We start from the raw sequence: 14,805 nt of genomic DNA on the forward strand, positions 1-14,805 counted from the left end.
TTTATCGCCCAAACTGGTTAAATTTTAACAGTGACAACTATCCTGCCAGAGGGGGTTGGTGTACATCTGCAATCGTGGAACTCTAGAAACAAGCTGACCTTCACGAAGAATAAAGTTAGTCACAAAGCCATCAGCGGGTGCATAAATCTTGGTGCTATCAAGATCCCATTTTGCTTTATTCACCTTCTGAATTGTTTCGTTAAAGTCTGACTGACGGGATTCAACCGAGAGTTCCGCTTTGGTTATTTGTAGCTTGGCTTTCTCTACATCAGATTTCTTTTTGCTCAGCTGTGACTCAAGCTTGGCCACAGTGTACACAGCAGAATCGGCGACCGTTTGCTGGTTATCAATCATGCTTTCAGTGATCGTATTACGCACGACTCGGTTTTGTTCAAGATAACGCTTCAACGTTCTTTTCTGTAAGTCTCTATTTGACTGAGCAGCTGAAAGCTCACTTTGTGTCATTTCAAAATCATGTAACGCTGCCTGATAGCTGGATTCAGCGATTTTTACTTCTTCAGCCGCAGTGCTAACCGCTACGTTTGCCGAGTCGCGCGAAATCTTCGCTTGTTCATAAGCAATTTGATAAGGCTCGTTTTCAATCTCATAGATTAACTGCCCTTTCTCAATGCGTTGGTTCGGGGTGATATAAATCTGATCGACCTTGCCCGAGACATTGGTTGAGGTTGGGCGAAGCTGAATGTGAGGAGACTGCACCACAGAGCCTCCCGACAAATCCATTGGTGTATAGTTAATTAATCCTACCCACACAAATAACAACCAACCACTCCCTCCTAGATAAGCGAATGCTTTAGTCCCTGTGTTCCAAGGCATGCCAACAAGTCTTAATAAATAGATGAACAAACACCAAACCGCTAAACCTTCTAACATTTAGACATCCTCTGATTGATTAACTTGAGCCGGAGAATTCCATAAATCACGCAGTCGGATAATGGCTTTTTCAAAATCTACAAACGCAATGATAATGGCGAGCACCCACACCCAGTGCCAAATGAAGCCAATCCAAGTGAGCGCGGTAATCAACCCTATCTGATGGTGGTCAGTCTTATGAGCCTTTTGAATAGGGATCTCGTGAAGCTTCCAAAAACCGAACAGGCCAGCCGCTATGGTGCTGATCAGCACGATAGCGGCTGCTATATGTAAAACGGTATCTGCAGAGGTCTCTACATAAGGGATACTGATTAAACTCATTGCTCATACTCTTGTGAATTAAGACCAACACAGGATATATGCCACCCACTTACAACGGAAATTTTAGATGAATTACGTCATATAAAATAACATGTTGATATAAATTACCAGATAAGGTGTGCGGTATATCAAAGTAGCAAGGTATTAAGTTCAGTAGCCTGACGCTATTAAGGAGAGCTGATGAAATTCACAGCTAACGCTGCTTAAGTAGGTGGGAATGCTGATAGAAAGATTAGATGAAGACAAAACATGGCAAGTCATGCACCAACGTAGATTAAGCAAAGCAGGTGATGTCTATGATGTCTGTTGAAGTGGCTTTTTTTACCTATACAAGTTTAGGCAGCTATTTCCGAACACAATGTTTTTATCAGTAATGGTTTACACACCATAAATACTAGAACATTAAGCCAATGGAACATTATTCAGCAGACTTATACCTCAACAAAAGCACAAAGATTTAACATTTAGCTCCAAAAGCACCACATGGCGCAAACAATCACCCTAAAAGTAAACTATTCCTAGACACCTTCTTAGATCCCGCTAATATGACCGCCCATTCCACTAGTGTATAGTTGGATTTGGTACAACTTTATAAAAAGATACATCACTATAATAAATTAACAATTGCAGGTATTTTATGCAAAATCACAACATGTTCGCCCGCATCGCTCGTGGAAATCTCGTTCTACAGATCCTTGCTGGTATTGTTTTCGGTGTCGTTCTCGCCATGGTTTCTCCATCAGCTGCTCAAGATGCAGGTCTACTAGGTAGTCTGTTTGTTGGTGCGCTGAAAGCTGTAGCCCCAATTTTAGTCTTCATTCTTGTAGCAGCTTCTATCGCAAACCAAAAGAAAGGTCAGCATACTCATATGCGTCCAATCATTGTGCTTTACCTGATTGGTACGTTCTCTGCTGCACTAACAGCAGTAGTATTGAGCTTCATGTTCCCAACCACGTTGACTCTGGTTGCTGGTGCTGAAGGTGCGAACCCTCCTCAAGGTATTGCTGAAGTTCTTCATACCCTTCTATTCAAGCTTGTCGATAACCCAGTTAGCGCGCTAATGAACGCGAACTACATCGGTATTCTTGCTTGGGCAATCGGTCTTGGCCTTGCACTGCACCACGCATCTGCAACAACCAAAGCGGTTTTCGAAGACCTAAGCCACAGTGTTTCACACATTGTTCGCTTCATTATCCGTCTTGCACCATTCGGTATCTTCGGTCTTGTTTCGACTACGTTCGCAACAACAGGCTTCGATGCACTGGCAAGCTACGGTCAACTGCTAGCAGTTCTTCTAAGCTCAATGCTGATCATCGCACTTGTGGTTAACCCTCTGCTTGTCTTTGTGAAAACAAAACAGAACCCATACCCACTTGTACTACAATGTATTCGTGAGTCTGGTGTAACGGCATTCTTCACTCGTTCAAGCGCTGCAAACATCCCAGTGAACATGAACCTTTGTAAGAAGCTAGAACTAGATGAAGATACTTACTCTGTATCAATCCCTCTCGGCGCAACGATCAACATGGCGGGTGCTGCAATCACCATCACTGTGTTAACACTTGCTGCTGTACACACAATGGGTATTGAGATTGATATCTTCACTGCAATCCTACTAAGCCTTGTTGCTGCTGTATCTGCATGTGGCGCATCAGGTGTTGCAGGCGGTTCACTACTGCTTATCCCACTAGCATGTGGCCTATTCGGTATCTCAAACGATGTAGCGATGCAGGTTGTAGCGGTTGGTTTCATTATCGGTGTGATTCAAGATTCAGCTGAAACAGCGCTTAACAGCTCAACAGACGTCGTGTTCACTGCGGCTGTATGTAAAGCTGAGCAAAACAAAGCTTAATTAAGCTCTTAGGTATTAGCTTTAGCCTTTGGCTCTAAGCTCTAAGCTCTAACAGCAAATAGCACATAAATAAAAAGGGAAGCATCAGCTTCCCTTTTTGTTGCCTTGAGTTTCTCGATTAGAGTTAAAGCTATATGTCGACTAATCGCAAGTTGCTCCATAGAGAATCGTACACAGCTAATGAGCACAACTTACTGGTTTCTGTTCCAACTAGAGTCAACCGCAGACTGACTAAAGTCTAGAGAACCACTATTCTGACTAGCTTGTTTATCTGTTGGTACCTGCTCGATATTCACCTGTTGGCTATAATCAACGTTAGTCTCTTGCTCACTAGGCGCTTGAGTCTCTATGCGACTCGTATCTACATTCAACTCGTTACCTTCTTCATCGAGCACTTCTTTCACTTTCTTAGGAACAGGTACATTGCGTTTGTAGAGCTTATTGAGCGCTTTAATTATTGAGTGCTTAGTGATTGCTTCTTGTGTCAGCTTAGTCATTATCGGCTTAGTCAGAGCCTGCAAGCCCACGACGGCATCCACACCAAGCTCCCCGCCGACCTTATCCCTTAAATGCTTTGCTTCTGAGTAACCAAAATGAGCTGAGAGGAATAACCAGATATAAGCTATGGCATTACCGTGTTCGCCATGGTCGATCCATGCTTCGCCCGCTCTAAACATAGCTTCTGCACTGTTCTTTTCTGCAGCCGTCTCAAACCAGTAAACAGCCTCGCCATGGTTAGGCTCAACACCCACACCGTTCAAATAGCTCATACCCAGTTTGATCTTGCCGTCTAGGTTATTTTTTTCGGCGGCTTTTTGGTACCACTCAACAGAGCTCTCAGCAGAATAATCTGGATTTTCTTTATCTAGACACCAGTCACCGATAAACAACATCGCTTCGGTATTACCACCAGCCGCAGACTCTTCGATATAGGTATAGCCTTTAGGGATGTTCTTATCGGTTCCACGACCAAAGACGAGCGCTTTACCCATCTCGAATTTCGCCGATACGTCATTGTCTAAAGCAGAGATTGCTAGCTGCCAAAAGTTGGCTTTCTCTCTTAAAATCAGGTCTTCTTTGCGCTTCATGCTTAGGCGTACAATGCCGTACATGCCATTGATATTATCGAGTTGCGCCGCTTTGTCGTACCAATACAGAGCTTCCTTAATATTGTTACGTTCAGCTTCTTTCGCCAAATACAGAATCGACGGTACATGCCCAGTTTCGGCTTTAAAGTGACGCTCTTTTTGCTCTTGTATGCGCGCTTTTTCAATCGCTTTTCGGTAAGCGACAGCACGAGCCTTACGTTCTTGTTCCAAGCGCTGCTTTCTTAGCGATAAAGAGATCAGCCACACCGCGACAAGTATTAACGAAAGAGCCGTCGCACCAATTGCGATTCCCATTGTACTCATAAAATATTTTAACCTAACTCGGCTGATATCAGCCTCGGTATCGAGGAGTTATCAACCTATAGTGAATGTTTCAAATTACAGGGAAACGCGCCGTTATTAAAACGTTCCGCCCTAAAATGAACTTAGTTCAGTATCTCAGGAATACATAGCGATAAAAAGCCTCCTAAGACCCATCCTTATGCACTCCATAAATGGTGTGATCTTGCTTCAATATCGATTACTGATGAAGACCACCTGTCATCAGAGAATCAGTGGTAAAAGTAATGATTCCCCATCCCTAATACCTTACATCTATGCTTAGGTAAGCTGCCCATAAATGTATGCTAGCTCAGCAACTGTTTTCGCAGAAAACTTCTTCATCAAACTCGCTCGGTGTACTTCCACAGTTCTCATGGCGATGCACAATTCATCAGCAATTTTCTGGTTACGCTTGCCGTCGATAATTTGTTTGAGGATGTCTATCTCACGCTCGGTTAACGATGCGTACGCTTGGCGATACACATTCATTTGTAAGTGCTTTTCAGAAGCGTCCAAACCTTGTTTGATTGCCTCGGCTAACTCATTACCTTTGACAGGCTTTTGAAAGAAGTTAACCGCGCCAGCTTGTAGGGCTTCAACCGCCATTGGCACATCACCATGGCCCGTCAGGTAAATCACCGACAGTGGGCTCTGCGCTTTCACCATAAACTCATGAACTTGCTGCCCTCTCATCTCTGGCATTCGACTGTCTAAAACCACACACCCCGGTGCACTCAAATCTACTGAGTCCAAAAAACTCGGGCCATCTTCAAAAGCTGACACGGTGAAATCATGCTCTTCTAATAGGAACACCAACGAGTCGCGCATCGACTCATCGTCATCAACCACATAAACAGGAAGCCTTTGATGAAGTTCAGACATAACAAGATTCCTTATGAATCACGTGAAAGAGAGAAAGGCAGTGTCACCGCAACATGACATCCATGTGGGGTAAGTGACGTGATCGTCATTTGCCCACTGTGATCTTCAATGACATCTTGGCAAATCGCGAGCCCTAACCCCAAGCCGTTTTCTTTGCTGCTCACAAAAGCTTGAGTCACTTCTTGTGCAGTGAAATCTAAGCCCGTGCCGTTGTCGATAATCGACAACATCATTTTATCCGGTTGATACTCGGTAATCACTTTAATTGTCGATGGTTCGTTGTTTTTGTTACCAATATCAGACGTAGCGCTTTGTTCGCGATGCATCTGAGCATTACACGCATCAGTCGCATTGTTGATCAAATTTACAACCACCTGCTGCAATCCGACAGGGTCAACATGTAGCTTAATAGGTTTACCCGCGACATAACGTTCAATGGTTATCTTGTGTTTCTCTAATCGAAATTGCAGTAGCTCGATGGTATCTGTAAGAAGCACTTCTATATCAATTTGAGATTTATCTGATGAGCGTTTTTTGATCATGTTTCTTAGGCGCTGGATGATCGCATCAGCACGGTCCACTTGAGACTGTATCTTCTCAAATACAGGCTCTATGTCAGTCAGCGGTTTGTTCTTCGAAATCCGCAGTAAACCACCTTCGCTATAATTCCGAATGGCTGCCAGAGGCTGATTAATCTCGTGTGCCAAGCTACTTCCCAGTTCACCAACTACCGCGATACGTTGTGAGTGCTCTAGTTGTTCACTCTTACTTTTCAGCTTGTGTAGCGTCGCTTCTAACTGTTTTTTACTGCGGCTGAATTTGTATTCTAACCAGAAGTGGTAAGCATTCAGTAACACGGCAAAAATAAAGAACGCCCAAGCCCACTGTTGATTGTATTTAAGCCAGATTAACGCTTCTTTCCACCAAGGTTGTTGCAGTGGATGCATGTCGAGTTGTTGGTATAGCTTATCGATCGACAGCAGGCTTGTCGGTGAAGTCCAACCCGATGCATTCGCTGCAATGGCTGGCGCACTGCTTTTTGGCACCGCAAATAACACCTGACTCATTTGTTTCGCCAGTGCCGAAGACGCTCGCTCTGTTTTGGCAAACGACCAGTTAGGGTACAACGGCGTAGACACCTGACATCGGAGCCCTTCTGGTGCTTGATTGTCGATAACACGATATTGACTAGCCACCAGCAAACCTTCGCTGATCATGCTCTCGACCAAACACGCAGGCACCACCGCAGCTTCAATGTTCCCTTCACGCAGTTGATACAAGCTGGCATCAATAGGGAAACCTAAGAACTGAGTATTAGAGAAAAAGTGATTGGGGTTGAGCCCTTGTTGCATTACTTGGTAACGCATAGTCAGGTAGCCACCAAACGCATTTTCAGAAACCGCGGCAATCGGCTTTCCGCTCAGTTGTTCAAACGAGATATACGGTGACATCCTTCTGACCACCAATGCAGAACCGATACTACGCGTGCTACTCACACCTTGAGCGTCGTAATTATGACTGGTCATGGTTGCCATCCAAGAGAGATCATACTGACGACCTAAACGAACCGCCTGACCTGGATTAGTGATTACAAAATCGACCTCGACCTTCTTTACCGCTTCGGCCATCTCTTCCAAGTTAAAGGGCTTGAGAACAAAGTGTTTTCCCGGGATACGCTCAGACAACCAGTCCATCGTTGGTTGCCAGCGTTGTTGCGCTGCAAGTTTGCCCCTGATGGCTAAAACACCCACTTCAATCGTCTGGTCTGATTCAATCGTATTTGTCGCTACCGAAACCGGTTCCGTTTGAGCAGCGAAACAAATACCTGCACTCAAACTCAGCCAGCACGTACTGATGAATGTAGTGAAGTTGCGAACAGTCACGGACATCTCTTTATTCAATCGGGTTACCTATTCAATGATTTCTCAATGCGTTGAAGCACTTTTAAATAAAGCATAACAGCTAGATAGCGAAAACCACATTTGTTCTAGATCAACTTTGATCTGGGAATGTGGAAATCCACAATACCCCGTGTAGGGTCAAAATCTGACAATGAGCTCAACAGAACCAATACCCATTTATAGGTACCAATATGGACTCATTGAAAAGACGGTTTCTCAGCCAGTTCGGCAAAGTTTCCGCCGGTGCTGCGCTCATTCCCATTACCGGAATCAACACCGCAGTCGCAAGCACAGCCATTCGCAATAACAACCAACCTGACCGCAAAGGCGAAGTAGGCAAACGCTACGCCATGGCGATTGATTTGCGTAAATGCGTAGGCTGTCAGGCATGTACTGTTGGCTGTAGCGTTGAAAACCAAGCTCCAATTGGCCAGTTCAGAACCACAGTAAAACAGTATGAAGTCTCCCTTGATGATGGTTCGACGGCTCAACAAGAGGTGAAATCATTCATGCTGCCTCGCCTGTGTAACCACTGCGACAACGCACCTTGCATCAAGGTTTGCCCTGTTCAAGCCACTTTCCAACGTGAAGACGGCATTGTGATGGTCGATAACGAACGCTGCGTAGCCTGTGCTTATTGCGTTCAAGCCTGCCCTTACGATGCTCGTTTTATTAATAACGACACACTGACCGCCGACAAATGTACCTTCTGTGCACACCGCTTTGAAGACGGCTTGCTACCCGCTTGTGTAGAAACCTGTGTCGGTGGCGCGCGTGTCATTGGCGACCTAAAAGATCCAAACAGCAAAATTAACCGCCTGCTCAATGAAAACCAAGACGACATCAAGGTGCTTAAACCAGAGCAGAATACCAACCCACATGTTTTCTATATCGGCATGAACGAGCGATTCGTTAGCCACATTGAAGGGCAACCTGCGATTTATGATCCAGCCGCCATCGATAACTCATCCTCTAGCGAACAAGAATTGGCAATCGCGACACAAAGCAAACAAGGAGAGACAGCATGAATATCACTGAGGTGTTAGTTCCCGCTCAAGAGATCGCTTGGCTACCGTGGGCGGTTCAGTATTTCTTCTACATAGGTTCGGCTTACGCGGCTGCGATTCTGTTTTTGATTGCCCTGATATTTAAAAATTCAACCAGTCATCAATTTCGTGCAGCCCTTGTGCTTGTGATGGCCATCGGCGCGATTGTTGGACCATTAGCCCTTACTGGTGACTTACACCAACCTGGACGGGCGTGGCACTTCTACGCTCACATCACGCCTTGGTCGTGGATGTCTCTAGGTTCTCTGTTTCTCCCTCTGTTCTCTGGTCTGGCTATCGCGACGGCTTGGGTTTACTTGCGTGATGACATCGCACAACTTAAAGAGAGTGAAAACCCACTTCTAAAACGTTTGTCTTGGCTAACCCTAGGTCAATGGCAGGTTTCAACAAAACTGATGATTGCACTCGCTGCTGCGACGGCTATTTCTGGCTTAAGTATCGCGCTTTACACAGGTGCCGAGATTGCAATTTTGGCAAGTCGCCCGCTTTGGCATCAACCGGCCTCTCCGCTGCTTTGGTTTACGACCGCATTCTTTGCTGCAACAGGTTTAACGTTGTTGATTTGGGCTCTGCTGCCTTCAACCAAGCCTAGCTTAAAATCGACAGACCTCGCACTGGTACAAAGAACCATTACGTTAACGGGCGGCCTTGCCATCATTCTTACGTCAATTTGGGCATCTAACCATGGTCACTTCAACCTGTATGAGAACGACGCTTGGGGCATTAATTTAGGCATCATGACCACCAGCATTTTGCTGTGCATGCTCTTGGTTCTTCCGCTGCAGCGTCTATCGCAAAGCAAGCTTGGCGTCATCCTTGTCGCGCTTGCGACCATGGTTTCAGCATGGGCGGTACGCTGGGTCACTATGATGGAAGTTCAAACCATTCCACGTTTCGATGTGGGCCCATTTCCTTATGAATTACCAATGGCTAGCTCAGGTCTACTTGGCATTGTGGGTATGTGTGGTCTTTGGTTAGCACTTGCGTTGTTCGCCTCTGAAATCGTATCGACAAAAACAATATCAGCTAAATCAGCTCAAAAACATCGTCACCACTTAACCGCTCACATAGCTTGTAGTCTGAGGAATCATCATGGATAACAAACGTCGTCAATTTTTGAAAACAGGCCTTGCTGCCGGTGGTGTTGGAGCTTTTGCTGCAGGTTATGCGACAACCACAAAACACATGGTTCACGGTGCTATTGATGGCACCGCGGGTAAGAAAACCAACCACATCCACCACGGTAATTCGCTAGAGACGGAATACAGTGTCGATGAACAAGGTAAGATCTCGCCGAATCCAAATCAGCGCGTAGCACCATCAATGTGTTTCGGTTGCTGGACACTGTGTGGCTTGCGTGTACGTATCGATAATCGCAATGACGAAATTTTGCGTATCTCGGGCAATCCCTACCATCCGCTATCAAGTGATCAGCAAATCCCGTTCAAAACACCGGTAAAAGACGCCTACATTGGCTTGTCTGGAGAATCCGGTATCAATAATCGTTCGACAGCCTGCGCCCGTGGTAACGGCATGTTAGAGATTCAAAACAGCCCATACCGAATCACTCAACCGCTCAAACGTGTCGGTAAGCGTGGTGAAGGCAAGTGGGAACCGATCAGCTACGAGCAACTAATCACTGAGATCACCGAAGGTGGTGACTTGTTCGGTGAAGGCGAAGTGGAAGGCTTACGATCGATTCGCGATATCGAAACACCACTTGATCCAAACAACCCTGAATACGGTCCCAAAGCCAACCAATTGTTGGTGACTAATGCCGGTAATGAAGGCCGTGATGACATCTTGAAGCGCTTTGCATTCAACAGCTATGGTACACGAAACTTCGGTCACCACGGCTCTTACTGTGGCTACGCATTCCGTGCAGGTTCTGGCGCGATCATGAATGACTTGGACAAATTCTCGCACTTAAAACCCGACTTCAACAATGCGGAATTCATTCTTTTCATCGGCATGTCTCCGGCTCAAGCAGGTAACCCGTTTAAGCGTCAAGCACGACAACTTGCTGAGGCTCGTACCAACGGAAAACTCAGCTACACCATAGTGACGCCTAGCCTTCCTGCAGGTTCTTCAAGCCTTGCGGCAGGCGATCGCAACAACTGGCTTCCAATCAAACCGGGCACCGATTCAGCATTAGTACTAGGCATGATCCAATGGATCATCGAAAACCAACGCTACAATCACGACTTCTTGTCTCGCCCAAGCGCGCAAGCAATGCAAAAAGCCGGCACCACACACTGGTGTAATGCGTCTCACCTAGTGATCAGCGACGAAACGCACCCACAAAACGGACGTATGCTTCGCACATCGGATATTGGCTTGCTAGAAACAGGCGAACCGATGTCTGACGATGATGCATTTATCACACTAGATATGACAACGTCACGATTAACATCAAACATTCAGGTCGATGAGGCGGCTCTGTTCGTCGATCAAGATGTAGAAATCGATGGTCAGGCTGTTCGCGTTAAATCTTCTCTACAAAGATTGAAAGAAGAAGCCTTCAAATTTGACCTTGCTTACTACAGCGAGCAGTGTGAAATCCCACAAGATCAGATCATTGCGTTAGCAAAACGCTTCACCAGTTACGGGACAAAAGCCGTCGTCGATACTCACGGTGGCAACATGCACACCAACGGCTTCTACAACTCATTCTCTATTCTGATGTTGAACGCTCTGATCGGTAACATCAACGCGAAAGGCGGCGCGATGGCGAAAGCGGGTGGCTACCCGACTTCTGTTGCAGGCCCTCGTTACGACTTTACCAAGTTCAAGGGTAAGACGAAGCCGCAAGGTGTGTTCTTGTCTCGCAGCAAGTTCCCGTACCAAAAAACCAGCGAATACAAACGTCGCGTTGCAGCCGGTGAGTCACCCTACCCAACTCGCGCGCCTTGGTACCCAATCTCTGCGCCGCTGCTAACCGAGCATTTGTCAGCGGCGATTGATGGCTACCCATATCGTGCAAAAGCGTGGATCAACCACATGGCGAACCCACTTTATGGCGTTCCGGGGTTAGACAACCTATTAGGCGAGAAACTTAAAGATCCAAAGCAACTGGGTTTGATCGTCTCTATCGATGCCTTCATTAATGAAACCACAGCACTATCAGATTATCTCGTGCCTGACACGGTAACCTACGAGAGTTGGGGCATGGCGACACCATGGCACGGCGTTGCAACTAAAGCGATCACTGCTCGTTGGCCGATTGTTGAACCTAAAACCTCTCGCACTCAAGACGGTCGTGCCATCAATCTAGAGAACTTCTTTATTGATCTGGCGAAAACACTCGAGCTGGGCGGCTTTGGTGATGATGCAATCAAAGACAGCCAAGGCAATTGGCACGGTATCCACAGTGCAGAAGACTTCTACCTTCGCTCTGCGGCGAACTTAGCATTTGCCAAAGGCGGCGTGTCGAATGTGGATGCAGAAGACATTGTTTGGTCTGGTCTTGAGCGCCTTGTTCCTGTGATGAACAAAACACTTAAGCCTGAAGAGATGTTAAAAGTGGCGTACATCTTTGCGCGCGGTGGTCGTTTTGAAGACGCTACCAATGCCTACACCAACGAAACCATGAAGTACAAATGGACCAAGCCACTGGCTATTTGGAATGAAAAGCTTGGCACCTCTCGCAACACCATCAGTGGCGAGCAGTACATGGGTTGCCCAACATGGTATCCACAAAAACTGGCAGACGGCACGCCACTGGCAGAGCAGTTCCCAGCAAAAGAGTGGCCATTTACCCTGACTAACTTTAAGTCCAACATTCACAGTGCGGTGTCTAACCTGTCACCACGCTTGGAGTCCATCAAAGGCGTGAACCCAGTGTACATTCACCCGCAAGACGCCTCTTCAGCGGGCATAAAAACAGGTGACGTATTTGCGATCGAAACACCGAGCGCAACCACAAAAGCGTTGGCGATGGTGATTGATGGCATCAAGCCGGGCACATTAGGCTTTGAACATGGCTTTGGCCATAAAGAACTCGGCGAACGTGCGCACTGGATTGGTAAAACACAGCAACCAGTGAAGATGAAGTCCAACGATGGCGTTAACATCAATGATATTGGCTTAATTGACCCAACGAGAGAAGGTAAAGGCGTCATGTTGGATTGGGTTGTGGGCGCAGCGGCAAGACAGGCGCTTCCTGCGAAGATCTACAAAGTTTAATTTAAACTCCGTAAGATCTCACTTAAGCACTTATCCAACCATGTCCCTACTCATTCGTAACTAGGAACACAACAGAGCAACTTCGTCCTTCGAGGTTGCTCTGTTTTTCGAACGGCAGCCCTACCCCAAGCAATCAGTCAGTCAGTCAGTCAGTCAGTCAGTCTTCACTACGCCACAATTTTTAGCCAGTCTCCATAAAGTCACTATGCTTATACAATCGGTGCCATAAAGAGCCTTAACAAGCAGTCACACCGAGGCGAACATGGCAGTTCCCTTGCACTTCGTTAACGGCAGCTGGATTCGCCTATTGAAATCCACATTAATACCACCATGGTGATCGAGGTTATTAATGTGAGGCTTACCTCAAGTTCCAAGTGAATTAATGTGGAAATCCACAATAGCGCGAACAACCAATTATGTCGAAAATGCGTGCATCACAACCAATAGCGACGCCTCATGATTAAGCTGAATATAAAAACTCAAACTCTCACGCTTTGCATCTCTGCTTTAGGAAGCCTTTCTTTATCCAGTTTTGCACAAGCAGCGCCTAACCCTATGCCCGAAGCCGCAGAAACCTGTAGCGGGTGCCATCAAGCTGACGGGAAAGGTATGCCTAACATAGCCCCTATGCTTGCTGGGCTGAATGCTGACTACCTAGAACATCAATTGATTCTATTTTCTAGTGGAGAGCGTCAAAGCGCAATCATGAAAGGCATGGCCGATGGCGTGTCTGATCCTGCTATTCGTCGCGAAGTTGCTGAATACTTTGCCTCACTACCTTCATACGAATTCACAGATTTAGAGCAGCGCGGCTCACAAGCGGATATCGAGAACCCGTATCGTAAGCTGGTATTCCAAGGCGATTGGGACCGAAACATTCCAGCATGTGCTACCTGCCATGGGCCAAGCGGAATGGGTGTAGACAAATTTCCACGCCTTGCGAGCCAACATGCCGACTACATTCAATCTCAGCTTAAGGCATGGAAAAACGGCACTCGCAAGGGTGATGATTTGAACATGATGGGCAACATCGCAGGCAAATTGACCGACGATGAGATCAAAAACCTGTCTTACTACTTCGCATCTTTTCGATACTAAAGGGCTAGCATGAAAACACTACTTTTAATCACCGCAACCCTTGCCTCTGGACTCGCTTATGCCGACGGTGAATTACCTGATCGTCAAACCGAACTGCCAGCCGTCGAAAAAGTGAAAGACAACAAGTACCTTGTGCCACGCGACTTAGTGGATATCCCAGCAGGAGAATTTGGCGACAAAGTAAAATTGGGCTACTCACTGTTTGTTGACTCACAACAGATGCGCGGTGAATACGTTGGCAACGAGCAAAACTGTGTTAACTGCCACATGCAAGCAGGCATGAAGCCCAATGCAGCGCCACTTTGGGGTGCGTACATGGCCTATCCGGCTTATCGTAAGAAAAACGACAAGGTCAACAGCTACGCAGAACGTATCCAAGGTTGCTTCACCTACTCAATGAATGGTCTGCCACCGGCTGAGGGTTCAAAAGAGATGGTCGCACTGACGGCGTATTCATACTGGCTGGCGATGGGCGGCATCTTAGACAAGAACGGCATGCAAGATACACCCGTTCCTGAGATTAGCGATGCCGACTTACAAGTCGGTGGTAAAGCGGAAAGCTTCCCTCTCCCTGAAGAGCTGTTAAGCAAATACCCAATCGATGGCCGCAGTAAGTTGGCAGGGCGTGGCTATCCTAAGATTGATAATCCTGAACAAGAGCCATCGATAGCGCGTGGTGAAAAGGTTTACCAAACCAACTGCCAAACCTGTCATGGTCAAAATGGTGAAGGTATTAAAGGGGCTGACGGACGTTCATACTTTCCACCATTGTGGGGCGAAAACGCGTATAACTGGGGCGCGGGTATGCACCGGGTGAACACCGCTGCCTATTTCATCTATGAAAACATGCCGCTTGGAAAGAGCCAGCAACTTTCGATTCAAGATGCATGGGATGTGGCTGCATTTGTGAATAGTCATGAACGCCCACAAGATCCTCGATACAAGGGTGATGTTGCTAGCAATGCTAAGCGCTACCACAATCACCAAGGTTACTATGGCAAAGAAGTTGATGGTCATGTACTAGGTACCAAAGCTTATCCGAGTGGTAAAGATGTGATTCATGAGCATTAATAGGTATTAGTGAATATGAGCCGTTCACGCCAGCTATAGCTAAGCTTTACATTGTAAATCAGTGATAGCCGGAACAATTAAAAAGGAGCCAGATCGTGTGACGATCT

Annotated in this window: 9 protein-coding genes and 2 pseudogenes; 6 read left to right on the top strand and 5 right to left on the bottom strand. The window is 46.6% G+C overall.

Translation table 11 applies throughout. From position 1 onward, the window contains the following. Positions 1–54 precede the first annotated feature (54 nt). Together ACED45_RS15080 and ACED45_RS15085 are read right to left on the bottom strand one after the other, a co-directional pair. Positions 55–891 (bottom strand): annotated as a pseudogene (locus ACED45_RS15080) (HlyD family secretion protein); the annotation flags it as partial. Then, positions 892–1,212 carry a hypothetical protein gene (locus tag ACED45_RS15085; protein WP_017072398.1) on the bottom strand — a complete coding sequence of 107 codons (321 nt, stop codon included), beginning with the start codon at positions 1,210–1,212 and terminating at the stop codon, positions 892–894. Positions 1,213–1,849: 637 nt separating this feature from the next. Between ACED45_RS15085 and sstT the strand changes: the two genes are divergently transcribed. Then, positions 1,850–3,064 (top strand): serine/threonine transporter SstT, encoded by a 1,215-nt coding sequence (sstT, locus tag ACED45_RS15090; protein ID WP_017108934.1) that lies wholly within the window; start codon positions 1,850–1,852, stop codon positions 3,062–3,064. Positions 3,065–3,255: 191 nt separating this feature from the next. Here the strand turns inward: sstT and ACED45_RS15095 are convergent, their stop codons facing one another. The 3 genes from ACED45_RS15095 to ACED45_RS15105 all read right to left on the bottom strand — a co-directional run bounded on the left by ACED45_RS15095 (position 3,256) and on the right by ACED45_RS15105 (position 7,265). Beyond that, the gene (locus tag ACED45_RS15095; RefSeq protein WP_285953934.1) at positions 3,256–4,467 is read right to left on the bottom strand and encodes a tetratricopeptide repeat protein; all 1,212 of its coding nucleotides are present in this window, start codon (positions 4,465–4,467) and stop codon (positions 3,256–3,258) included. Between the two features lie 306 nt (positions 4,468–4,773). Further along, positions 4,774–5,376 carry a response regulator transcription factor gene (locus tag ACED45_RS15100; RefSeq protein ID WP_146491018.1) on the bottom strand — a complete coding sequence of 201 codons (603 nt, stop codon included), beginning with the start codon at positions 5,374–5,376 and terminating at the stop codon, positions 4,774–4,776. An 11-nt stretch (positions 5,377–5,387) separates the two neighbouring features. Further along, complete coding sequence (locus ACED45_RS15105; protein WP_371714369.1) at positions 5,388–7,265, bottom strand: sensor histidine kinase; 1,878 nt, start codon at positions 7,263–7,265, stop codon at positions 5,388–5,390. Positions 7,266–7,468: 203 nt separating this feature from the next. Here ACED45_RS15105 and dsrO point away from each other — a divergent pair, with 203 nt between their 5' ends. The 5 genes and pseudogenes from dsrO (at position 7,469) to ACED45_RS15130 (ending at position 14,698) form a co-directional block, all read left to right on the top strand. After that, complete coding sequence (gene dsrO, locus ACED45_RS15110; protein WP_371714370.1) at positions 7,469–8,305, top strand: sulfate reduction electron transfer complex DsrMKJOP subunit DsrO; 837 nt, start codon at positions 7,469–7,471, stop codon at positions 8,303–8,305. Further along, positions 8,302–9,422: pseudogene (gene nrfD, locus ACED45_RS15115) on the top strand (NrfD/PsrC family molybdoenzyme membrane anchor subunit). Before dsrO ends, nrfD begins: the two are co-directional and overlap by 4 nt. A 14-nt stretch (positions 9,423–9,436) precedes the next feature. Continuing rightward, on the top strand, positions 9,437–12,529 hold the full coding sequence (locus tag ACED45_RS15120; protein WP_371714371.1) for a tetrathionate reductase subunit A: 3,093 nt from the start codon (positions 9,437–9,439) through the stop codon (positions 12,527–12,529). A gap of 456 nt (positions 12,530–12,985) precedes the next feature. Next, complete coding sequence (locus ACED45_RS15125; RefSeq protein ID WP_371714372.1) at positions 12,986–13,627, top strand: c-type cytochrome; 642 nt, start codon at positions 12,986–12,988, stop codon at positions 13,625–13,627. 9 nt (positions 13,628–13,636) lie between these two features. Further along, positions 13,637–14,698, top strand: coding sequence for a c-type cytochrome (locus ACED45_RS15130; protein WP_371714373.1), 1,062 nt, complete (start codon positions 13,637–13,639; stop codon positions 14,696–14,698). Positions 14,699–14,805 lie beyond the last annotated feature (107 nt).

This window comes from Vibrio crassostreae (assembly GCF_041439375.1).
Taxonomy (GTDB): Bacteria; Pseudomonadota; Gammaproteobacteria; order Enterobacterales; family Vibrionaceae; genus Vibrio; species Vibrio crassostreae_D.

Coding starts and splice junctions, on each gene's coding strand:
- ACED45_RS15085 (WP_017072398.1), bottom strand. CDS start 1,212: ATGAGTTTAATCAGTATCCCTTATGTAGAGACCTCTGCAGATACCGTT.
- ACED45_RS15095 (WP_285953934.1), bottom strand. CDS start 4,467: ATGGGAATCGCAATTGGTGCGACGGCTCTTTCGTTAATACTTGTCGCG.
- dsrO (WP_371714370.1), top strand. CDS start 7,469: ATGGACTCATTGAAAAGACGGTTTCTCAGCCAGTTCGGCAAAGTTTCC.
- ACED45_RS15125 (WP_371714372.1), top strand. CDS start 12,986: ATGATTAAGCTGAATATAAAAACTCAAACTCTCACGCTTTGCATCTCT.
- ACED45_RS15120 (WP_371714371.1), top strand. CDS start 9,437: ATGGATAACAAACGTCGTCAATTTTTGAAAACAGGCCTTGCTGCCGGT.
- ACED45_RS15130 (WP_371714373.1), top strand. CDS start 13,637: ATGAAAACACTACTTTTAATCACCGCAACCCTTGCCTCTGGACTCGCT.
- ACED45_RS15105 (WP_371714369.1), bottom strand. CDS start 7,265: ATGTCCGTGACTGTTCGCAACTTCACTACATTCATCAGTACGTGCTGG.
- sstT (WP_017108934.1), top strand. CDS start 1,850: ATGCAAAATCACAACATGTTCGCCCGCATCGCTCGTGGAAATCTCGTT.
- ACED45_RS15100 (WP_146491018.1), bottom strand. CDS start 5,376: ATGTCTGAACTTCATCAAAGGCTTCCTGTTTATGTGGTTGATGACGAT.